This window comes from Nonomuraea antimicrobica, assembly GCF_039536965.1.
Taxonomy (GTDB): domain Bacteria; phylum Actinomycetota; class Actinomycetes; order Streptosporangiales; family Streptosporangiaceae; genus Nonomuraea; species Nonomuraea antimicrobica.
In genome coordinates this window covers 1-21,687 of sequence record NZ_BAAAZP010000101.1, presented here as the reverse complement: position 1 = coordinate 21,687, position 21,687 = coordinate 1, and the positions used below count along the sequence as shown (strand labels likewise).

The window sequence follows — 21,687 nt, the reverse complement described above, 5'->3', positions numbered from 1 at the left end:
GTCACGCCTTCAGCCCTTGCCGGGGTGCACGGCTCCACAGGTGGCACAGGTCCGGCCGTCCTCACTCTCATAGAACTCCTTGAACACGGGAGGAAGATCTTCGACGATGTCACGCACCTGAAGCTCCACCTCGTGGACAAGGCTGGAACAGGTGGGGCAGTACCACTGGAACTTCTCCAGCGTCCCCTCCTCGCGAATCCGTTCGATGACCAATCCGATGGAGCCTTCCTGCGGACGCTGGGGCGAGTGCGGCAGGTTGCCAGGCAGGAGCCACACCTCGCCCTCCCTGATGTGGACCGTCTGCGGGCCGTCAGGCGTCATGAGATCGACATACATGTCGCCCTTGATCTGGTAGAACCACTCCTCGTACGGGTCGAGATGGAAGTCGGTCCGCTGGTTCGGGCCGCCCACGACCTGGACGATGAAGTCCTTGCCGGTCTGGATCGTCCGGTTGTTCACCGGCGGCTTCAGCAGGTGCTCGTGCTCACTGATCCACGAGGCGAAGTTGATCGGTACCGGGATGAGTGCGTCCGTCACGTGCGTTCTCCTTGGTCGTCTGGGTGCGGGTGTGGACGGCGGGCGATGACCTGCATCTCGACGAGCAGGTGCGGGTGCGGGAGCTGATGGACCGCGACGGTCGTCCGTGTCGGGCCGTCCTCGTCGAAGAACTCGGCGTAGACCTCGTTGAACCCGCCGAAGTCGTTCATGGACGTGAGGTAGGCGGTCACCTGGAGCACGTCCGACAGGGTCGCCCCGACCTCGCCGAGGATGCGGCCGATGTTCTCGATGACCGCACGGGTCTGGGCGCGGATGTCGAGGTCGGTGGCGCCGAACTCATCGACCTCGACGCCGACGAAGGTGTTGTCGGGCCGTCGCGAGCTCGTACCGGACACGAACACCAGATCGCCCGCGACCTTCACGTGCGGGAACCTGCCGCGGGGACGCGCGAGCCCGTCGATCGTGCGGCTGCCCGTCATGACGCCTCGCCCCCGCTCCGGCCCGCGGCCACGCGCACCGACACCCGGCCCAGGGTCGACACCTGCGCGGTGGCGAAGCCCTCGGTGAGCGGTACCGCCGCGGTCGCCGCCCCGGCGAGGACGACGTCGCCCGCGCGGAGCGGGATCGAGTGGCGGCGGGCGATCCCGGCGAGCAACCGCAGGCCGCGCAGCGGATCTCCGAGGATGGCCCCCGTACTCCCGACCGCCACGGTCCGGGATCCGAGGTCCATCCGCACCGCCAGGTTGTCCAGTGGCCGCACCGCGCTCCACGGGCCGACGACGAACGCCGCCGCGGACGTGTTGTCGGCGATCACGTCCGCGTAGGAGAACCGGAAGTCCCGGTAGCGCGAGTCGATGATCTCCAGGGCGGGGGCCACGGCGTCCACCGCGGTCGCGAGGGAGGCCGACGGCTCGTCCGGGTCCACGTCTCTGGCGATCCTGAACGCGACCTCGGGCTCCACCCTCGGATGGATCAGGCCGCCGAGGCCCAGCTCACCGCCGTCCGGGACGTCCATCGCGTCGGTGAGCTGCCCGACGATGACCTCGTGGACCCCCATCTGGCGCATCTTGGCCCGGCTGGTGAACCCGAGCTTGAGACCGATCGGCCGTTCCCCGCGTGACCGGCGGCGGGACACGAGGGCCCGCTGCACCCGGTACGCGCTCGCGACGTCCCAGTCCTCGCCACCCGATCGGCCGGTGACCGCGCGTGTCGACGTCTGGGCGTCGTCCAGCTCGTGCGCGAGCCGCTCGACCTCGCCGTCCGTCAGGCTCATCGGTCGCCCTCCCGTCCGGCGGCGGCGAGGTCGAGCGCGACGTCCGCGATCATGTCCTCCTGCCCGCCGACGAGCCTGCGGCGCCCGGCCTCCATCAGGATGGCGCGTACGTCGAGGCCGTGCTTCTCGGCCGCTCGCCCGGCATGGAGGATGAAACTGGAGTAGACGCCCGCGTACCCCAGGGTCAGCGTCTCGCGGTCCACCCTGACGGGACGCGTGCGGAGCGGGCGGACGATGTCATCGGCGGCGTCCTGCAGCGCGAAGAGGTCGCACCCGTGTTCCCAGCCCAGCAGATTGGCCACCGCCACGAAGGGCTCCGCGGGACAGTTGCCCGCACCGGCGCCCTGTCCGGCCAGCGCCACGTCCACCCGCACCGCCCCGTGCTCGACGGCGGTCACGCTGTTCGCCACCGAGAGCGAGAGGTTCTCGTGCGCGTGGATCCCGACCTCGGTCCGCGGGTCGAGCACGTCACGGTAGGCGTCGACGCGTTCGGCGACGTCACGGCCGGTCAGGCGTCCCCCCGAGTCCGTGACGTAGACGCAGTTGGCGCCGAAGGACTCCATGAGCGCGGCCTGCGCGGCGAGTCTCGCCGGGTCCAGCATGTGGCTGAGCATGAGGAACCCGGACACGTCCATGTCATGCGACCGGGCCCAGTCGATGTGCTGTGCCGCGATGTCGGCTTCGGTGCAGTGGGTCGCGATCCGGACGCTGGTGACGCCGTGCCGGTGCGCCCGCTCCAGATCCTTGATCGTGCCGATCCCCGGGATGAGCAGGGTGGTGAGCCTGGCACGTTGCAGCACCTCGGCCGCTGCGTCGATCCACTCAAGGTCGGAATGGGCGCCGAAGCCGTAGTTCGCGCTCGAACCACCGAGGCCGTCCCCGTGCGCCACCTCGATGGCGTCGACCCCCGCCGCGTCGACGGCCGTCGCGATCCTGCGCACCTGTTCGGCCGTGTAAGAATGACCCATCGCATGCATTCCATCACGTAGAGTCACATCTTGGACGTAGATCTTCATAGCTCAACCCCCTCACGCAGCTCAAGGATCCGCTCGGCCGTCCGCAGGGCCGCCGAGGTCATGATGTCGAGATTGCCGGCGTACTCCGGCAGGTAGTGACCGGCTCCGGACACTTCGAGGAAGACCGTGACCTTGGTCCCGGAGAACGTACGGCCGAGCGCCGGGACGTACACGCCGTCCAGCCGGTCGAACTGGACGTCCTGCTTGAGCCGGTACCCCGGGACGTACTCCTGAACCCGCGCGACCATGTCCCTGACCGCGCGCGCCACCGCGTTCCGGTCGAGCCGTTCCCGGCCGGGGGAGTCCTCCACCAGGCAGTAGACGGTGTCCCTCATGACGATGGGAGGGTCCGCCGGGTTGAGGATGATGATCGCCTTGCCGATTCCGGCACCGCCGACGGACTCGATCGCCCGGCTCGTGGTCTCGGTGAACTCGTCGATGTTGGCGCGGGTCCCAGGGCCGGCCGAGCGCGACGCGATGGACGCGACGATCTCGGCGTAGGCGACCGGGGCGACCCGGGCCACGGCGGAGACGACCGGGATGGTCGCCTGCCCGCCGCACGTCACCATGTTCACGTTGTCGACGAAGTGCATCTCGTCCAGGTTGACCGTCGGCACGGCGTAGGGTCCCAGGGCCGCCGGGGTCAGGTCGATCATGAGCTTTCCGTGCCGGCGCGCGAACGCGGCGTGCCGCTCGTGTGCTCCGGCCGAGGTCGCGTCGAAGATCACCGCCGCGTCGCGGAACTGGGGCAGGTCCGCCAGCCCGTCGACGCCTTCCGCCGTCGTCGCGACGCCATGCCTGCGGGCCCGCGCCAGACCATCGGATTCCGGGTCGATGCCTACCATGGCCGCCATCGAGAGCCGCTCCGAGAGGCGTTCGATCTTGAACATGAGATCTGTCCCGATATTGCCGGAGCCGATGACGACGGCCCCCGCCTTTCGCCCTGCGGCCATCACATCTCCCGATCGACGAAGCTGACCTCGACCTGGCCGAGTCCGGCCAGTCGAGCTGTGAAACGCCCGGTGCCCGCCACCTCGGCCATCGGCCCGAGCGCACCGGTCATGATGATGTCGCCCGCCCGCAGCGGCCGGCCGCGGCGGGCGAGTTCGCGCGCGACCCAGGTGGCCGAGACCACCGGCGATCCCATGCACGCCGCGCCCGAGCCGAACGCCACGTCCTCGCCGTCGTGCTCCAGGACCATGCCGACGTCGGCGAGGTCGAGGCCGTCGAGCGATCGCGGGGTCGTTCCCAGCACCACCCCGCCGCTGGAGGCGTTGTCCGCGATCGTGTCGCTGATCGTGATGTCCCAGTTCGCGATCCGCGAGTCCACGATCTCGATCGCCGGCAGGACGAAGCCGGTCGCCCGGATCACGTCGGCCACCGACGGCCGGGGCGGCTCGATGTCCGCTTCGAGGACGAACGCGACCTCGGCCTCGACCCGGGGCTGAAGGTAGGAGCCGCGCTCCAGCTCACTGCCGTGGGAGTGCAGCATGTCGTCGAACACCAGTCCGAAGTCAGGCTCGAAGACGCCGAACTGCTCCTGCACCGACCTCGCGGTGAGACCGATTTTGCACCCCACGACACGGGCTCCCGCTCGCTCGCGTTCGGCGGCGACCGCCTCCTGCACGGCGTACGCCCGCTCGATGTCGCCGGTGCCGATCAGGTCCCGCACCGGGGCGCACGGGGCGGCGTCTCTGGCCGCCGTGAGCAGCCGGTCGGCCGCATCGTCAATCGTCGTCTTCACAGTTGCACGCACACATTCGTCGGCTCGGTGTAGAAATGGAGCGAGGCCTCGCCGCCCTCACGGCCGATCCCGGACAGGCCCATGCCGCCGAACGGCGAGCGCAGGTCCCGCAGGTACCACGTGTTGACCCACGACATGCCGACCCGCATCGCCTGGGCGACCCGGTGGCCGCGGGTGAGGTCCGAGGTCCACACGGACGACGCGAGACCGTACTCGGTGTCGTTCGCGAGAGCGATCGCCTCCTCCTCGGAGTCGAACGGGATCAGGCCGGCGACCGGCCCGAACACCTCCTCCCGCATGACACGGTCCCGCTGGTCGAGACCGACCCAGATCGTGGGCTCGATCCAGGAACCGCCGTCGAGGGCCGGTCCCATCGCCGGGACGCCGCCGCCGACGACGGTCCTCGCACCCGCCTCCTCGGCCAGGCCGAAGTAGGCGAGCACCTTGTCCCGATGGGCCTGGGAGATGAGTGGGCCGGTCGTCGTCGTCTCGCTGAGCGGGTCGCCCAGGGCGAGCGCCTCGGCCCGGGCGGCGAGACCGTTGACCACGTCGTCGAAGATCGGGCGCTGTACGTAGACCCGCTCGGTACACAGGCACACCTGGCCGGTGTTGGAGAAGATCGACCGGGTGAGCCCGTCCAGTGTCGCGCCGAGATCGGCGTCCGCGAAGACGACGGCCGCGTTCTTGCCGCCCAGCTCGAACGACACGGGCCGGACCCGCGCGGCGACGGTCCGCATCACGTGCGCGCCGGTCGCCGTCGAACCCGTGAACGTGACGCCGTCGATGCCGGGGTGCCCGGTGAGGAACTCCCCGGCGGAGTCCCGGCCGAACCCGTGGACCACGTTGTAGACGCCGTCCGGCAGGCCCACCTCACGCAGCACCTCGGCCAGCAGCGCCGCCGTGGAGGGTGTCTCCTCGCTCGGCTTGACCACCACGGCGTTGCCGCAGGCGAGCGCCGGTGCGACCTTCCAGGTCAGCAACAGCAGCGGCAGGTTCCACGGGACCACCACGGCGACGACCCCGAGCGGCTTGCGCACCGCGTAGTTGAGCGCGCGGCGTCCATCCGGCAGTTCGGTGAGGAACGACTCCTGACCGGCCGCTCCGACGATGTCGGCGAAGGCCCGGAGGTTCGTGATGGCGCGTGCGACGTCGACGTCACGAGCGTGCGTCACCGGTTTGCCGGTGTCCCGCACCTCGGCGGCGACGAACTCCTCGAAACGCTCCTCGATGCGGTCGGCCGCCCGGCGGAGCAGGGCCGTACGGTCGTTCGTGGTCCACCGCGACCAGGAACCGCCGAGCGCGTCACGTGCCGCCTGCACGGCGCGCGCCACCAGCGCGGCGTCAGCCTCGTGTACACGTGCGGCGACGTGGCCGGTGGCGGGATCGACGTTGTCGAACAACGACGTGGTGTCGGGCTCGACGAATCGTCCACCGACGAAGTTGTGGACGATGCCCTCTGCGAACGCTGCGGTCATGGTCATATGCTCACCGGACCGCGCCATGTGCCACAAATAGGTCTTACGGGGTACGCCATGTCCATACGTGCATACCTGTAGTGAGTCATGCGTCACGTCCCAGGGTTCCCAGGTACAGCTCGACGACCTTGGGATCGTGCATGAGTTCCCGGCCCGTCGCCGTGAAGGAGTTGGCCCCCTGGTCCAGGACGTATCCGCGGTCACAGATCTCCAGGCAGCGCCGTGCGTTCTGTTCGACGATCACGACGCTGACACCGGCCCGATTGATGCTCCGGGTCTGAACGAACACCTCGTCCTGCATGTGTGGCGAGAGACCGGCGGACGGCTCGTCGAGCAGGAGCACCGAGGGATTCATCATGAGCGCGCGTCCCATCGCCACCATCTGCCGTTCCCCGCCGGACAACGACCCGGCTGGTTGGCTCCGCTTGTCCAGCAGCGAGGGGAACAGGCCACCGACGAAGTCCAGCCGCTCGGCGAACGTCGCGGGCGCCTGGTAGCAGCCCATCTGGAGGTTCTCCTCGATCGAGAGGCTGGTGAAGACGTTCTCGGTCTGCGGCACGAATCCGATACCGCGGGCCACGAGCGAGTCCGCGCGTTCATTGGTGATGTCCTCCCCGCGTAGGCGGACCGCCCCGCTGCGAACCGGCACGAGGCCGAACAGCGACTTGAGGAGGGTCGACTTCCCGGCCCCGTTGGGCCCGATGATGCCGATCAGCTCCCCCTGGTCGCACCGGAGGCCGGCCTTCCTGAGGATGTCGACCCCCGGCACGTACCCCGCCACGAGATCTTCGGCGACCAGCAGTTCGCGTGCCGCGCTCACCGGCCGCCCCCCTCACCGCTCAGCGCCGAGGCGGTCTCGCCGAGGTCGCTGCCGAAGCGTTCACCCAGATAGGCGCCGACCACCCGCTCGTCGTTCGTGACCTCTCGTGCCGTACCCTCGGCGATCACCCGGCCCTGGGCCATGACGACGACGCGGTCGGAGATCTCGTGGACCATGTCCATGTCGTGCTCGACGAACAGCACGCTCACCCCGTCGTCGCGCAGCGACACGATGTGTCCGAGCAGCGACTGTTTGAGCGCCGGGTTGACCCCGGCCATGGGCTCGTCGAGCATCACCATCCGGGGCTCGACCATGAGCGCGCGGGCCATCTCCAGCAGCTTCCGTTGCCCGCCGGAAAGCGATCCGGCCAGTTCGTCGCGCTTGTCGTCCAGCAGGAACCGCGCCAGGAGCGCACGCGCACGAGAGGTGTTCTCCTTCTCGCCCCGCTTCCACAGCGCGCTGAACGGGGCCGTCCACAGCCGCTCGCCGAGCTGACCCGGCGCGGCGATCCTCATGTTCTCCAGCACCGTCAGCCGGGACAGGACCTTCGTCAGCTGGAAGGTGCGGACCATGCCCAGCCGAGCGACCTTGTGCGGGGCCACACCCGCCAGTGGGTGACCGTCGAACGTCCACTGGCCGGCGTCAGGACGGTCGAATCCGGTCAGCAGGTTGAACAACGTGGTCTTGCCCGCCCCGTTGGGGCCGATGAGCGCGGTGATCTCGCCCCGGTGGATGTCCAGGTGGTCCACGTCGACGGCGGTGAATCCGCCGAATCGCCGCTCCACTTTCTCGGCCGTGAGGATCACGGTCGGATGGGGGCTGGAGCGTTCAGGCATTGAGCGCCATCTCCTTACGATCTCCGAAGATTCCTTGGGGTCGATAGACCATCAGCAGCACCAGGGCGACTCCCACGAGGATGAACCTGACCGTTCCGATCTGGTCGCCCGTCATCAGCCAGGTCGGGATGACCGGGTCCTGCCCTTCGGTGAGCGCGCTCAGGATCCCGCTGACCAGGGATAGGAGCGCCCAGAAGAGGACCGCGCCCACGACTGGGCTCATGATCCGGGCCGCGCCGCCGAGAATGAGCATCGTGCAGACGATGAACGTCAGGTCGAAGCTGAAGTTGTCCGGCTGCACGGAGTTCTGGCCCAGCGCGACGATGAACCCGCCGAGCGCGCCGATGAGACCGCCGATCGCCAGTGCCTGCATCTTGTACGTGTAGACGCTCTTGCCCAGGCTGCGGACCGCGTCCTCGTCCTCACGGATCGCCTTGAGCACCCGGCCCCATGGCGCGCGCATGATCGACCAGACGAAAACGCTGACCACCACGACCAGACCCCAGCCCACCGTCATGACCCACAGGTCGGTCGGCCGGTACCCGAGGAACGGCTGCTGGAACGGGTTGGCCGCCTGGAACCCCGCCGAGAAGCCGGAGATCCCGTCGCGTCCGTGGAAGACGCCCTGGAACGCCGCGCCGAAGAACAGCCGCAGGACCTCCGAGGCGGCGATGGTGGCGATGGCGAGGTAGTCCGCGCGCAGACGCAGGGTCGGCACTCCCAGGAGGAGGCCCAGCGCGACACTGCACAGCAGGCCGAGACCGATGGCGGCGAAGAAGGGGAGTCCCAGCGAGACGGAGCCGACCGCGAACCCGTACGCGCCGACGGCGAGGAAGCCGGCCTGGCCGAAGTTGATCAGACCCGCGTATCCGAACTGCACGTTGAGCCCGATGGCGGCGAGACAGAAGTACGCCGCGTCGACGGAGAAACCGGCCCGGAGGGCGCTCATCAGGATGTCCATGTCAAACCTCTCGATCAACCGATGCGCTCGGCGCGCCCGAGGAGTCCTCGCGGCCGGACGAGGAGCACGCCGATGAGCAGGAACAGCGCCGCCGCCACCTTGAGCTCGGACGGGATGACCAGCGTCGACATCTCGATCAGGGTGCCCACGAGCAGACTTCCGATGACGGCTCCCCACACCGATCCGAGTCCGCCCACCGTGATGGCGGCGAACATCACCAGGAGCTGGAGCGCGCCGAGGTCGAACTTCACGGCCTGGCTGAAACCGAGGAGCAGGCCGCACGTCCCGGCGAGCAGGGCGCCCACGGACCAGACGGCCGCGATCACCCGGTCGACGTTGATGCCCGCCGTCGCGGCGAGGGCCGCGTTGTTGGCCACCGCGCGCGTCGCCCGGCCGAGCCTGGTCCTCCTGAGCGCCACCGTCACACCGACGACCAGCACGAGCGCGATCGCCATGCAGACCAGGTCGCGGATGGAGAAGGTGATCGGACCGAGACGGTGGCCTTCTGGCGTCGTGTACTGGCGATACGTCTCCGTCCTGCCACCGGTGAAGAACTGGTAGGTGTTCCGGAGGATGAACTGCACCCCGATCGAGATGATCATCATGGCGAGGACGCTCGTACCTCGGCGCCGGATCGGGCGCCAGAAGAACCGATCCTGCGCGAACCCGAACGCGGCGGCCAGTCCCGCGGCGAGGAGTCCGGCCAGCCAGATGTCAGCGCCCATCACGTTGAGCGCGTACGTCACGAGTGCGCCGAAGGTCACCATCTCACCGTGCGCGAAGTTGGTCAGACCGGTGGTGCCGAAGATCAGCGAGAGCCCCAGCGCGCCGAGCGAGATGATCAGGCCGAAGTAGAGACCGTTGAACAGGCTCTGCGGGACCTGGTCCACCCAGCTCAACGTCTGGCGGTCACCCTTCCCCAGGACGAAGGTGACCGTCAGGGGAAGGGTGCTCGAAACCGCCCTGGTGATCGGGTTGCGACCACCTTCACGCAGCGCGACGCCGTCCGGGAGCGACGTCTCGTCAAGCTCGATCGAGATGGTCCCGACCTTGAACGGCACCTCCACCGAGAAGCTGCCGTCCGCCAGACTGGTGGCGGAGTGCTTCGCGCCCGACGCGTCGGTCACCGTCACCGTGCCGCCGGCGACCGGTGCCGATCCCGTGTCGTCACGGTTGACCAGCTTGCCCGTCACCTTCACGACGCCGGGGCCGTCCACCCCGGCCGTGACCGCCGGGGAGGTCGCCGCGACCGCCACGGAGCCGGCACCGAAGAAGGCCACGACGAGCAAGACAAGGCATAGGGCAGGACGGAACCGCACGGAGACTCCAAGTTCGGGGGAAAAGAGAGGTTCGGTGCTGTGGTGTCACGTGTCCTGACGTCACAGCATCGCGGGTCGGGCTACTGGCCCATCCAGAGGCCGGCCTTGATCAGCTCAGGCACGATCTTCTTGGTCTCGTCGAACCCGACGAGCGCGATGGCGTCCGGATCCGCCGCCTTGATGGCGTTCACCTCGGCCGTGAATCCGCCCGAGTCCGCGGCGTAGAAGCGCGTGGCGACGACGTTGCCGCCCGACTCGGTGAACGACGTCTTGATGCTCCCGGCGAGTCCCTGCCCGTACGCGTCCTGCCGGACGAGGATCGCGACGTCGGTGTAGCCGTCGTTCGACATCGTGTTGGCGAGCACACCGCCCTGCAGGGCGTCCGACTGCATCATGCGGAAGAACAGCCCCTTGTCGGGGAAGGTGTCGAACGCCGGGGACGTCACGGAGGGAGAGATGTTGAGAATCCCCGCGTTCACGATCTTGTCGAGAACGCTGAGGGAAACGCTCGACGAAGCGGTCCCGACGATGACGTCCACGTCCGCGTCGAGCAGCTTGTCCACTTCCTGCGGCGCGATGTTGGGCGTTCCGTCACCTGAGTCCCCGCCGACCAGCTTGACGTCCTCACCCAGGACTCCGCCCTGGTCGTTCAGCTCGGCGACGGCCACCTTGACCCCTGCCGACATCGGCGGACCGAGATAGGACAGGTCACCGGTCTGTGGCAAGAGGGAGCCGAACACCAGTTGGCCGTCACCGGGCGCGGCGGCGCCACTGATCTCCTGCGCCGGGAGGGGGACCGGGTCGGCGGACGCCTCACCCGTCTCGTTGCCGACCGGCTGGTAGGTGTTGTCCGCGCCGTACTGGAAGATGCCGACGGAGGCTGCCGAGGGGCTGCCGGTCTTGTTGAGATCGATCGGACCGCTCAGCCCGTCGTAGTCGATCTCCGAGCCCGCCTTCAGTAGCTTCGAGCAGTCCTCGAAGGAAGCGCACTTGTCTCCCGGCGCGTTCGAGACGTCGCGCATCTTGGCGGCGACCGACTTCGAACTGTCGCTCTTCGCGGCCTCCGCCGCGAGCGCCGTCAAGATCACCGAGTCGTACGCCTCCACCGCGTAGGCGAAGTCCTTCAGCCCGGGGTCGGCGGCGAGGAGCCGCTTGCGGAACTCGTCGGTCGATTTCCCACCGGGAATGACGCCTTTCACGCCGTCGAACGTGCCGGCCTTGAATTCGTCGCCGTACTGAGTGGTGTTGCCGTCGACCAAGTAGATCTGCGTCTTCTTCGAGGGTTGTGCCGTACTCTGCTGATCAGTCGAGTCAGAACATCCCGTGATGAGCAGGGATGCCGCGACGGTGGCCGCCAGCCCTATCAGTTTTCGATTCATGTGGTGCTCCAGATCGGCTGCGTCGCACTGTCCCCCGAGCCGGCAAGACGCTGATGTACGTCGAGGATGAGTGCCATGCCACATGTCCGTCTAATGCATGTTCTCAGTCCTGCCATACCTGTTCAGGCATGACCGCGATCCCAGGCGCTGGCGGAGACGGAGCCGGGCGTGCCGGCCAAGCTCAGGACCGATCGACGCTTACATGCATATGCAAGGAATGTATTTGCAGGTAAGCGTCGATCGGCAGTCGATGGCGTGGAGTTCGAGCGGTCAGGGACGAGGCCGGTTGCCGGCCGAGGTCGAAGCGGTCCTGCGCGAGGTCATCGGCTCGCGGTATCTGAACCGTCAGCGGCTCAAGGTCGTCTGGCGGTTCGTCTCCACGTTCGTGCCGACAGCATGTCGTCGGGAACTCGACAAGGTCATCATGCCAGAGGAGAAACTGCGGGAACGGTTGAAGTGCCGCCGAGCCGCCCGTGGGCCTCGCGAACGCACGACCAGAGCACGTCCTCCAGCTCCGCTCTGAAAGTCGCCATCTCCTTGGCGGTCCCGATGGTCACCCGCAGCCAGCCGGGTGGTCCGACCTCGCGGATCAGCACGCCACGCCAGAGCAGCCGTTCCCATACCGCGTGCCTGTCGGGAAGACGCCCGAACAACAGGAAGTTCGCGTCAGAGTCGAGCACCTCCAGCCCTATGCCACGCAGCCAGGCCGCGGTCGCGTCACGCTCGGCGCATACAGCTTCGACCGTGCTCAGCACCTCGTCCCGGTGCGCGAGCGCGACCCGCGCCATCGCCTGGGTGACCGCCGACAGGTGGTATGGCAGACGAACCAGCTCCATCGCCTCGATGACCGCAGGATGGGCGGCGAGGTAGCCGAGCCGCGTACCTGCCATCCCGAACGCCTTGGAGAGTGTCCGGGTGACGATCAGCCGTGGATTCGAGGCCAGCAGCGACAACGCCGACGGCGTACCGGGGCGCGTGAACTCGAAGTAGGCCTCGTCCACGACCACCATGCCGGTCGCGGCCGCGGCCAACCTCTCGATCACCTCAAGGTCCAGCACCTCCCCGGTCGGGTTGTTGGGGGAGGTCAGGAGGACGATGTCCGGCCGGAGCTCTTCGATCGCCGCCACCGCCTTGTCCGGATCGAGTCGGAAGTCATCGTCACGCGCGCCGGAGATCCACTCCGTGGCCGAGGTGGCAGCGATGATCGCATGCACGGAGTAGGAGGGATCGAAGCCCATCGCCGAGCGTCCGAGACCGCCGAACGCCTGCATGATCTGCTGGAGCACCTCGTTCGAGCCGTTGGCGGCCCAGATGTGACCTGCCGTCAGCCCGTGACCGAGGTAGGCGGCCAGGTCGGCGCGCAGTTCGGTGGCGTTGCGGTCGGGGTAGCGATGCAGCTCGCCCGTACTCGATCGCACCGCCGACACCATGGCTTCAACCAGCGTGGACGGTGGCGGATAGGGATTCTCGTTGGTGTTGAGCCTGACGGGTGCGTCGATCTGCGGCGCGCCGTAGGGGACGCGGCCGCGGAGGTCAGGGCGCAGCGGCAGGTCGGTGAGGGAGAACTCGTTGGCCGACTTCTGCCTCTCTATGTAGCCATTCACATGCGTCTCCTTGTTGCGGATCAACAGAGATCGCTGTGACAGTCCATGCTCATGCAGCAGCCGCGATGCCAAGAACCGAGATCGTCGCGCCGGACCCGGGTGGCCTGCGGATGGTCGTGCTGTGCGGGCCTGCCTGACCCGTGCAGGAGACCAACCCTGCTTCTGTTACACAGAGTGTTCCTGCGATCTTGTCTGAACGCTTATCTGTACGCGGACACACCATGGCAGCGACCTATCACGACGGCCGAGGCTGCTCATGTCCTGGTGGGTGACGTTGCTGTAGAGGTTCATGCCTGCGGCGACCAGTCTTGTGAACGTACCCGCCCGCAGGCTGGTCAGGTGGAAGTGTCATCCTGCCGCCGGAACACTTCACCACCGAAGAGAAGAGTCGTGGCAGCCAACAGGCCAACTTCGAGCAGCACCCGCCAGATCACCGAGTCGCGAAGGTCACGGTCGAAGTAAGCGACACGGCCAACTCGGCGGCGATGCGGCGGCGCACCTCCTCGGCGTATTCGGGAGCGATCCGGGTGCCGGTGGTGGTCCGACTGCTACCGGACGAGCGTGAAGGGCCTGCCCGCGCCCGGCAAGTCTCCGGTTACCGGGCCGGAAGCGGTCACCGAACGCCGGCTTCAGTTGCCGATGACGCCGTACATCACGTCCGTCGATTCACCCAGGCCGCTTCATGGGCTTTGGGTGACTCAGGATGGTCTCGTGGTAGGTCTTCCCACGGCTCATCCCGAGCAATCTGGCGATGGGCCGCAGCGTCAGCGCGGTGGCGATCAAGTCGCCGATGCGAGGTGACAGCGCCTCGCCGAGCAGCAGCATGTTTGCCGTTCGCGGCAACACGACGCGTCGCTTCCGGCTCCGGACCGCAGCCACCACAGCTCGCGCGACATCTTCCGACGACAGCGGAGTCATGTGCCGGAACGGGGGCGGCATCTCAGCTTCCTCCGCCTCCCTCAACAGATCGGTGGCGGTGAGCGCTGGATGGATCACCGAAACCCGGATATCGCCACTCGCCACCTCCTGACGAAGACTGTCAGAGAATGCGGAGACCGCGTGCATCACAATTGCGTATGAGCCGAATCGGGAAAACGCTTTGCGTCCCATCACGGACGACATGTTGACGATCGTGCCCGACCCCTGTTGCCGGAGTATCGGGAGTACGCGTTGCGTTACGTTGATCATCCCGAAAAGGCTCGCCTGCAGTGTTCGGCGGACGTCGTCTTCGAACGCCGCCGATTCGATACCGCCCACCTTCCCGATGCCCGCGTTGTTCACCAGTACGTCGATTCTTCCGAAGCGGTTCATCGCCGCGTCCACCAGGGCTGTCACAGCACCGGGGGAGGTCACGTCGGTCGGCACCGACAGCGCTTCTGAGTTGAGATCGCGAATTTCGCTCTCCACCTGAGCAAGCCGGTCGGCCGAGCGGGCCGCGAGAACCAACTGTGCTCCTTCCCGGGCAAACGCCAGCGCGACGGCTCTACCGATTCCTCGTGATGCGCCTGTGACCAGCACCACCTTGTTCGCGAAGAACGGGTTCATGCGCTCCTCTTTCTTGGTGTATATACAACGTATGGCCATGGAGATGCCTGGGCCAGCCTTGTTTTCCTAGACCCCTGGCGCATACCCCATGCTGCTCGCAATCCCATGGACTGCGTTCACGCCTGTCGTCCCGAGAAGCTGCGCCGCCTGCCGCTGAGCCTGCCGCCACTCGGGCATCACGGACTCGATTTTCGCCTGGCCCGCACGGGTGAGCACAACCTCCCGCATCCCCTTGGCATCAGACGACGGGACCTCGATCCAGCCGTGTTTCAGCAGTAGATTCAAATTCCGGCTGACCGTGGACCTCTCCAGTTGCAGCACATCGCCAAGTTTTGCCGGGGGACACGGGCCGACCTTGCCCAGGGCGGCCAAGAGGTTGACCTGGGCGATGGTCAAACCATGACCACTAAGGGCGCTGTCGTAGAGGCTCGTGAGCGCTCGGCCGATCAACCGGACGCGCACCGCCAGGCAGTCACCCACGATCTCGTCAATGGAAGCGGTACTCACACCCCTCAGTGTTGTATATGCATCAAGGAGATGTCAACCGCGTCGGCGGGCACCGGCGAGGGTGGGATACCGTGCCTGCCGAAAACTCCGTCCGTGCAGTTCAAGCGGCACGTGAGTATTCGTGAGGGACTCCACCGAGCCAGTCCCGTCGGCGTACGTTCCGATCGACGATGGTGTGACGATCGCAACCAGGTATGACGCGACTTCCTACGCTGACATGCCGGACGCCATGCAGCGACCGTAGCAATGTGACGTCTGAATACTGCCAGCCGTACCGGGGCGTGATCGGCCAGACTCTCGACCCATGAGCAACCGACTTGATGGCAAAGTAGCCCTGGTGACCGGCGGCGGCCGGGGCATCGGCGCCGCCGTGGCGCTGCGTCTGGCGCAGCAGGGCGCCGATGTGGCTCTCACCTTTCACAACAACGAGCGTCGCGCTGAGGAGGTCGTGGACCAGGTCAAGGCAGCAGGGCGGCGGGCTGTGGCCATCCAGGCCGACAGTGCCGATCCGGCAGCGCTGACCGCCGCGATCGACAGGACCGCCGACGAACTGGGTCGCCTGGACATCCTGGTCAACAACGCCGGCGGGTTCCCCGTCGGACCGCTGGAACAGGTGAGACTCGAGGAGTTCGACCACACGGTCGCGGTCAACGTCCGCGCGCCGTTCGTCGCCGCGCAGGCCGCCGTGCCGCACATGCGGGCCGGTGGGCGCATCATCACCATCGGCAGCATGGTGGCCGATCGGGTGGTGTTCCCCGGGTTCTCCCTGTACGCGATGAGCAAGACCGCGCTCACCGGACTGACCAAGGCGCTCGGACGCGAACTGGGCCCGCGCGGGATCACCGTCAATCTGGTGAGCCCGGGCGCTACCGACACCGAGTTGAACCCCGCCGACGGCCCCAATGCCGAAGTGATCAACGGGTTCACCGCGCTCGGCCGTTACGCGGCGCCGGCCGATGTGGCCGCGGCCGTGGCGTTCCTGGCCGGAGAGGACGGACAGTACATCACCGGGGCGACGCTCACCGTCGACGGAGGATTCACGATCTGACCCGTGTACCGCTCGAAGATTGAGTCCGCGGTCTGAGCTGCGGTAGGGCGGCGTGGCGATGTCCGGCGGACATTGTTGCCGGGACCGGCACGGGCCTGCCCGGGACTGGTACGGCCGATGCCCGTTGTAGTGGATCAAATATTCGTGAAGCACGCGGGCCAGGTGGCGTTCGCCGAGGTGCAGGATCCGGTCCAGAAGTTCACCACATTGGGTGCCGATGACCCGCTCGCAGATGGCGTCCATCCTCAGCGTCTGCGGCGGCGTTGTGATGATCCGCAGTCCTTCGGTTTCGAAGACCTCCCTGAAGGCGAAGGCGAAGACCGGGTCCCGATCGGCGGGGTGATCTGGAGGAGCAGGCACACCTGGGCCCGCCCGGCACAGAGGGCGGGCCCAGGGCTCAGCTCTGGTGGGGGAGCGGGGCGTAGTTGCCGCCGTCGTCCTCGGCGAAGGCAGTGAGCACGTCGGAGCCGCCCGCCGCGTTCAGCTCCGCGGCGGCGACGCGACGGACCACGGGCTGCAGCGGGGTGCGTTCGCCGGGGTCGCCGGGGCCGAAGGCGATCTTGATGAGTTCGTTGAGGTCGATCGCGATGGGGGCGACGACGGCGAACTCGAAGTCGAGCAGCGCGACCACGCGGCATGATCATTCGCGTTTGGGGCTGGTGACACGTTCGTTAACGGCACCCCAAAATGGAGGCCATCGTTCAGAGGGTCGCCGAGGAATTCGGGAGCTGACGCGGTCACGCTTGCGGGCCTCGGCTGAAAAGGTACCCGGCGGCGGGCGATCTCGCCGGTGGACGAATGCATCGGGCGACTTCTCCCGTTCGGTAGCGGAGACCTGCCGCTGGGGCCAGGGCTGATCGAGCCGATGGGGGTGCACCGGGCAGACCGCGGTCACGGTTACGGCCGAGCGATCACGGTCGCCGCGGCGCGCGGACTTCAGGAGTTGGGTTCGTCCAGCGTGGTCGTGTGCTGCCCGAGCTCCAATGTCGGCGCCGTCGCCACCTACCAGTCGGCCGGCCTCGACCCGTTACCCGAGAGACGGGACCTGCACCGCAACGCTTCCAATCGCCGCCACCCCCGCCGCCACCCCGTCGGCCGGTCGGCTGCTGCCCGGTCGGCCGTCCCGGAGGCCGGCGGGCGAGCCGAGTTGGACGCCGTGCCGGCCGCGCCGCCCGCCAGCACGCGCCTGGCCCCGCCGGTCGCGGACAAAGACCGGCTGCTCACCCGCACCAAGGCCAAGGACACCGAGCACGACGTGGCTCACCCAGACGCTGTGCGAGCGGGACCAGCACCGCTACCGGCTGATCGCCCCGGACGGCCGCACCGCCGGCACCGCCGAGCGCCACGACCGGGGAGGGCGGCCGCGACGCGATCGCCGAGGAGGTCGCCTGGCGGACCCGCGCGGACGCCGTCCGGGCCCTGGCCGACAACCCCGACCCGGGCCTCACCCCCTCCTGACCCCGCGCCCCGCCGTCGAACAAGTGCCGCCCCCGCCCGCGTGCGAGGGCGCGGCGCTTCGTGGCCAGGGAGGAGGATGAGTGAGAAATCAGCGGCAGGGCGTTGAGGTTCGTTTTGGTCGGTGATGGGCCGGGTTTGCCCTGTCCTCGTGCTCGGCGGCGTCGGCCCGCACGTGGCGGCGGCGGGACTGGGCCTGTCGCGGCCGTCGCCCGCACCGGCCCTCCGGCCTCCACCCAGGGTCGCCGCCCAGGTGGCGCCGGGCCCGTACGACCAGATCCTCGTCCCCCTCGGGATGCCCGAGCAATTCCTCGATCCGCTCCCGTTTGTGCTCGACCAGCGCGCGGAGCCGGCCGGGCGCGCCGGCGGCGATCTCTGCGGGCGGTACGGGCGTGCCACCACGTCTCGGGTGCACCTGCGTCGTTACGGGCGCGCCCTCGCCGCGGCGTCCCGGACCGCGTGGTCCGGGCCCGTCTCCGTCAACTCGTCCAGCACCCGCAGCGCCTCCGCGGTGCCGATCCGGGCGATGGCGTCGACCGCCTTGACCGCGCGGGCCCTGGTGCCCCGCGCTACCCAGCCGGGGATCAGGGCGGCCAGGTCGCGGGCCGTCCGGCCGTCGCCGAGCCATCCCAGCGCGGGCAGCGCCCAGGCGTCGCCGTACAGGAACAGCGCCCAGCCCAGGTCGGCCAGCGAGCGCCGGTCGCAGGCGTCGCGGACCGCGTCCAGCCGCTCGTCCGGCTTCCTGGCCAGCGCGACGAGCCTCCTGGTCGCGGCGGCAGGCAGGGCCCCGCCGCCGCCCTTGAGCAGCACCTGCGGCAGGACATCGGGATCGGCGTACGCGGGCAGCCGGGGCGCCCGCCCCGGCGAGGTCAGCACCGCCGGGACGTCCTCGCCGGGCGCGTCCGGGACCCGCGGCGCCGGGTCCGGCCCGGGCAGTTCGGGATGCGCCTTGAGGTGCATGCGAAGCAGCCCGGCGGCGAGGAGCGCCGACGTCGAGTCGCTCGCGGCCACCGTGGACAGCACCCGTACCGCCCGTATGGGGAAGCGCTCCATCGCTGCAAGCAGGTACTCACGCGCGAACTCCCGCTCGTACCGCTCCAGCAGCAGCTTGAACGCCTCGTCGCTCGGAATGAGGGAGATCAGCTCAACGAACTGCTCCCGCCACGGCTTGTAGATCCTGAGCCGGTCCCAGGCGTCGACCAGGACCGGGGCGGCCGCCGGGCCCAAGCCGTCGGCCATCGTGGCGCGCATCCCGTACGTGAACGCGTCGAAGTCGGACTCCTCCAGTCTCCAGCCGAGCAGTTCGAGGTGCCGCGGCGTGCTCACCGACGCCCACAGTCGTTCGCGGTAGAAGGCGTTCGAGCCCCACTCGGCGGACGGCGGGTCGGCGCAGCACTCGTCCACCCAGTCGTGCCGGGTGGGCACCAAGTAGGAGACGACGAACCGCCGCGAGCGGGTGCCGCGGTGCGCGGCCAGGCGTTCCACCGCCCGCCGATACTCCTCCTCGGGGCAGAAGGCCAGCAGCCCCCGGACCCGGCGCAGGCTCACCGAGTCGACCTGCCGAAGGGAGTCCAGCGGGCGCAGGTCTTCCGTCGAGGAGGTGATGCCGCTCAGTTCGGCGAGCGCGCAGGCGGCGAAGGCGAGCCCGCGGGAGGCGATCCACCCGTAGGTGAAGGTTCGCGGCGTCTCGTTCCCGTTCCGCGTGCTGTCGACGATCGATGCGATCGCCGCCGCCCCGGCGGGGTCATCGGCGCCGCTGAGGTATGCCCGCGCGTGCGCGACCAGGGCCTTGTCGCTCCTGCCCGCCGACAGCACGGCCTCGATGCGGCCGCGGTGCTTCTCGGTCAGCTTCGCCGCCACGTCCGCGGCGCCGGGGTCGACGGTGTCGCTGGGCGCGACCTCGCCCAGCGCCCGGTCGGAGACGCTCGGTTCCGCGGGGAGCGCGCCGCCCCGCCGGGGGTGCAGATCTCGGCGCAGGGGCTCGGAGAGGACCAGGACGTCCTCGGCCGGGGGAAAGTGATCGTCCATGGCGGATCACCGTAGCGGAACCGGGTGACACTGACCCGCGTCCGGCAGATACCGCAGGTCGCGCTCCACATCTCGGACGGTCCGGGCCGGCTCGCGGGCGAACGGAACGGCGCGGTCGCCACGGAAGCGGGTGAACGGGGCGGCGACCGACAAGAGCGTCGGTAAGACTCGTGCAACCAGGTACATGCGTTTGAGTTCGCGCAGATCATCGGCGGTGTCGGCCCGCCACGCCAGGCCGGGTTTCGGCTGTGGACAGCGGCACGGAGCAAGGGGCCGGATTGGTGTCCCGTCTCAATTGATGTGACGCAGAGATGCCCATCCACCTCGGATGTGACAGTTCTACTGAGACGCCCCGGACTGACGGCTACCAGTGGCAGTGTCGTGACGGTGGTCTCGAATGGTGAGGAGACCGGGTTCGTTCGTCGCAACGCAGTCTTGGCCGTGCGGGTCGAGGCTCTCAAGGTCGGTGGGGAAGGCGGACCCAGGCGGGAGGTTGTGCGGATTGAGAGTGAACGTGATGCGTGTGCCGCTGCCGACTGGCGGCTTGAACACCCGAGGCGCCGCGAGGGGGCGGAGGCCGGCAAGCTCCTGATGAAAGCCCCTGCCGCTGCACCACATCTCGACTGACGTCTCGGTGCACAGCGTTGCTACGGCGGCCGGCAGCCACCATTCGGGCCCCAGAAGGGAGCCGAAGTAGCCCAGGGGTGGTGAGTCTCGCCATGCGTGCTGCTGGTCCATCGTCAATCTGAAGCGGAGGTCGCCGAGGATGTCGATCAGGGCGGACAGCGAGTGCTCCGCCGCGACGCGGGTGGCGGGGTGCAGGGCATGGCGCGCGACTGCTGACAACACCACAGCCAGGAGTCTTGGATCATCCAGTCCTACGCCAAAGTACATTCCAGGCCGCTTGAGCACTGCTGCGTCGAACTCGAGCACGGTTATGTCGGCCGCTCTGTACTCGTGCTCTGCCACGGACACACGCTACCTGTCCGGCGAAAGACATCGCCGTTCCAGATTCATGGGATTTCGCTGCTTAGGCGCTCGACGGTGAAGCTGAAGACGTCGATCAGGTTGTTAGGCGGCGGTCATGCCGGTGTCGTCGGAACCGGTGGAGCAGAAGCGGGCGAGTCGACCGGTAACGGCATCATCGTTGCGCAGGAACTCGTCGATCCGGGTGAGTAGCTGAACCAGGTCGGTGAGCTCGCCAGCGCGCTGGAGGGCGCCTACACCCGGGTGCTGGACGGGCTCGGGGCGAACCCGGAGGCCAACCTAGTCAGGCTGCGCGTCACAGCCCAGTGGGTGCCGCACGAATTCTGGATGGGCGTCGCCGAGATCGATGCTGTTCTCATCAAGAGCGTTGGCGATGTGGAAGCGGCCCGTATTGAAGACGAACTCCACCGCGAGGGTGCCAGCCGCCACGTCACGACCTGATGGCCGCCATTCAAGGAGAGCAACTTCGCGCAGTTCCTGGCCGACGAACGGCTCGAGCCGTTCGTCGGCGCTGGACCACGCCGGAGTCAGCTCGAACCACTCCCAGCCACTGATCGCAGTCGTCGTGTTGATGGTGTTCCAGCTGATCGACAGTTCATCGAACTTCGAATGGCTGATCTCTACCTGGACGCCGTCGAAGTCCAAGACGACGGGGCACTCGGCATACCAGTCCCCGTCCTCGGTGAAACGCACGAGCGCGAAGCCAGTCAGACGCCGGCCACCAAGCGCGGCCAGACCCGGTCCGTGTTCCTCGCGGATGGCTTCAAGCCCGACGAGAAAGGTCGGCTCGAAGCCGGAGATACCCATCACGACAGACGATTGTCCGGGTTCATCGCCGAACCGGCCAGTCGATATCCACCGCCGAGCCGTAGCGCCACGCTTGACAAATCAGATTCCACATAACCGCCCGTCATCTGTCCGATCCGGTCTACCGCCGCAAGATCTCAAGGCAGCTCAACAAAGGTGAGAGCCTGCATGCTCTGCGCCGCGACCTGCACTACGCCCAGCAGGGCACCATCGTCCGGCCTCACCTTCAGGACCAGACCGAGCAGGCCTGGTGTCTCACCTTGCTCACCAACGCCGTGATCACCTGGACCACCGAGTACTTCGGCAAGGCGATCGGTGAGCTGCGTGAACCGCCCCGGCTTTGATGGAGACCTCAGCGGTTGATTGCTAGGGCTTCGTTGGGTTG

Annotated in this window: 22 protein-coding genes; 3 read left to right on the top strand and 19 right to left on the bottom strand. The window is 68.0% G+C overall.

The annotated features are described in order from the left end of the window. Positions 1–9: 9 nt before the first annotated feature. The 15 genes from ABD844_RS27900 to ABD844_RS27830 all read right to left on the bottom strand — a co-directional run bounded on the left by ABD844_RS27900 (position 10) and on the right by ABD844_RS27830 (position 14,977). Positions 10–537 (bottom strand): 3-hydroxyanthranilate 3,4-dioxygenase, encoded by a 528-nt coding sequence (locus tag ABD844_RS27900; protein WP_344884256.1) that lies wholly within the window; start codon positions 535–537, stop codon positions 10–12. Then, positions 534–977, bottom strand: a complete 444-nt coding sequence (locus tag ABD844_RS27895; RefSeq protein WP_344884253.1) for a RidA family protein — start codon at positions 975–977, stop codon at positions 534–536. The genes ABD844_RS27900 and ABD844_RS27895 overlap by 4 nt, the downstream gene beginning before the upstream one ends. Next, a complete protein-coding gene (locus tag ABD844_RS27890; RefSeq protein ID WP_344884250.1) occupies positions 974–1,771 on the bottom strand; it encodes a 2-keto-4-pentenoate hydratase in 798 nt (265 codons plus the stop codon). Before ABD844_RS27890 ends, ABD844_RS27895 begins: the two co-directional genes overlap by 4 nt. Further along, positions 1,768–2,787 carry a 4-hydroxy-2-oxovalerate aldolase gene (gene dmpG, locus ABD844_RS27885; protein WP_344884247.1) on the bottom strand — a complete coding sequence of 340 codons (1,020 nt, stop codon included), beginning with the start codon at positions 2,785–2,787 and terminating at the stop codon, positions 1,768–1,770. Before dmpG ends, ABD844_RS27890 begins: the two co-directional genes overlap by 4 nt. Beyond that, complete coding sequence (locus ABD844_RS27880; protein ID WP_344884244.1) at positions 2,784–3,740, bottom strand: acetaldehyde dehydrogenase (acetylating); 957 nt, start codon at positions 3,738–3,740, stop codon at positions 2,784–2,786. The genes dmpG and ABD844_RS27880 overlap by 4 nt, the downstream gene beginning before the upstream one ends. Next, complete coding sequence (locus ABD844_RS27875; RefSeq protein WP_344884241.1) at positions 3,740–4,531, bottom strand: 2-keto-4-pentenoate hydratase; 792 nt, start codon at positions 4,529–4,531, stop codon at positions 3,740–3,742. Before ABD844_RS27875 ends, ABD844_RS27880 begins: the two co-directional genes overlap by 1 nt. Then, entirely contained in the window at positions 4,528–6,006 is a 1,479-nt protein-coding gene (locus ABD844_RS27870) for a 2-hydroxymuconic semialdehyde dehydrogenase (protein ID WP_344884238.1), read from the bottom strand. The genes ABD844_RS27875 and ABD844_RS27870 overlap by 4 nt, the downstream gene beginning before the upstream one ends. Positions 6,007–6,091: 85 nt before the next feature. Then, on the bottom strand, positions 6,092–6,826 hold the full coding sequence (locus ABD844_RS27865) for an ABC transporter ATP-binding protein (RefSeq protein ID WP_344884235.1): 735 nt from the start codon (positions 6,824–6,826) through the stop codon (positions 6,092–6,094). After that, on the bottom strand, positions 6,823–7,662 hold the full coding sequence (locus ABD844_RS27860) for an ABC transporter ATP-binding protein (RefSeq protein ID WP_344884232.1): 840 nt from the start codon (positions 7,660–7,662) through the stop codon (positions 6,823–6,825). Before ABD844_RS27860 ends, ABD844_RS27865 begins: the two co-directional genes overlap by 4 nt. Then, positions 7,655–8,623: a branched-chain amino acid ABC transporter permease gene (locus ABD844_RS27855; protein WP_344884229.1), complete on the bottom strand. Its 969-nt coding sequence runs from the start codon at positions 8,621–8,623 to the stop codon at positions 7,655–7,657. Before ABD844_RS27855 ends, ABD844_RS27860 begins: the two co-directional genes overlap by 8 nt. A gap of 14 nt (positions 8,624–8,637) precedes the next feature. Next, on the bottom strand, positions 8,638–9,903 hold the full coding sequence (locus tag ABD844_RS27850; protein ID WP_344884226.1) for a branched-chain amino acid ABC transporter permease: 1,266 nt from the start codon (positions 9,901–9,903) through the stop codon (positions 8,638–8,640). A 119-nt stretch (positions 9,904–10,022) separates the two neighbouring features. Further along, positions 10,023–11,321: an ABC transporter substrate-binding protein gene (locus tag ABD844_RS27845; RefSeq protein WP_344884223.1), complete on the bottom strand. Its 1,299-nt coding sequence runs from the start codon at positions 11,319–11,321 to the stop codon at positions 10,023–10,025. 422 nt (positions 11,322–11,743) lie between these two features. Continuing rightward, on the bottom strand, positions 11,744–12,913 hold the full coding sequence (locus ABD844_RS27840) for a histidinol-phosphate transaminase (RefSeq protein WP_344884709.1): 1,170 nt from the start codon (positions 12,911–12,913) through the stop codon (positions 11,744–11,746). 678 nt (positions 12,914–13,591) lie between these two features. Next, positions 13,592–14,470, bottom strand: a complete 879-nt coding sequence (locus ABD844_RS27835) for an SDR family NAD(P)-dependent oxidoreductase (RefSeq protein ID WP_344884219.1) — start codon at positions 14,468–14,470, stop codon at positions 13,592–13,594. 66 nt (positions 14,471–14,536) lie between these two features. Next, complete coding sequence (locus ABD844_RS27830) at positions 14,537–14,977, bottom strand: MarR family winged helix-turn-helix transcriptional regulator (RefSeq protein WP_344884216.1); 441 nt, start codon at positions 14,975–14,977, stop codon at positions 14,537–14,539. A 304-nt stretch (positions 14,978–15,281) separates the two neighbouring features. Between ABD844_RS27830 and ABD844_RS27825 the strand changes: the two genes are divergently transcribed. Then, positions 15,282–16,025, top strand: a complete 744-nt coding sequence (locus ABD844_RS27825) for an SDR family NAD(P)-dependent oxidoreductase (RefSeq protein WP_344884213.1) — start codon at positions 15,282–15,284, stop codon at positions 16,023–16,025. A 397-nt stretch (positions 16,026–16,422) separates the two neighbouring features. Here the strand turns inward: ABD844_RS27825 and ABD844_RS27820 are convergent, their stop codons facing one another. From ABD844_RS27820 to ABD844_RS27810, 3 genes are all read right to left on the bottom strand, one after another. Further along, complete coding sequence (locus ABD844_RS27820) at positions 16,423–16,656, bottom strand: hypothetical protein (RefSeq protein ID WP_344884210.1); 234 nt, start codon at positions 16,654–16,656, stop codon at positions 16,423–16,425. Between the two features lie 1,247 nt (positions 16,657–17,903). After that, a complete protein-coding gene (locus ABD844_RS27815) occupies positions 17,904–19,508 on the bottom strand; it encodes a hypothetical protein (protein ID WP_344884207.1) in 1,605 nt (534 codons plus the stop codon). A 339-nt stretch (positions 19,509–19,847) separates the two neighbouring features. After that, positions 19,848–20,477: a hypothetical protein gene (locus ABD844_RS27810; protein WP_344884203.1), complete on the bottom strand. Its 630-nt coding sequence runs from the start codon at positions 20,475–20,477 to the stop codon at positions 19,848–19,850. A 75-nt stretch (positions 20,478–20,552) separates the two neighbouring features. Between ABD844_RS27810 and ABD844_RS27805 the strand changes: the two genes are divergently transcribed. After that, on the top strand, positions 20,553–20,687 hold the full coding sequence (locus ABD844_RS27805; protein WP_344884200.1) for a hypothetical protein: 135 nt from the start codon (positions 20,553–20,555) through the stop codon (positions 20,685–20,687). Between the two features lie 87 nt (positions 20,688–20,774). Here ABD844_RS27805 and ABD844_RS27800 read toward each other — a convergent pair whose 3' ends face one another. Beyond that, the gene (locus ABD844_RS27800) at positions 20,775–21,305 is read right to left on the bottom strand and encodes a hypothetical protein (RefSeq protein WP_344884196.1); all 531 of its coding nucleotides are present in this window, start codon (positions 21,303–21,305) and stop codon (positions 20,775–20,777) included. 77 nt (positions 21,306–21,382) lie between these two features. Here ABD844_RS27800 and ABD844_RS53280 point away from each other — a divergent pair, with 77 nt between their 5' ends. Next, positions 21,383–21,646: a Tn3 family transposase gene (locus tag ABD844_RS53280; protein ID WP_425568675.1), complete on the top strand. Its 264-nt coding sequence runs from the start codon at positions 21,383–21,385 to the stop codon at positions 21,644–21,646. Positions 21,647–21,687 lie beyond the last annotated feature (41 nt).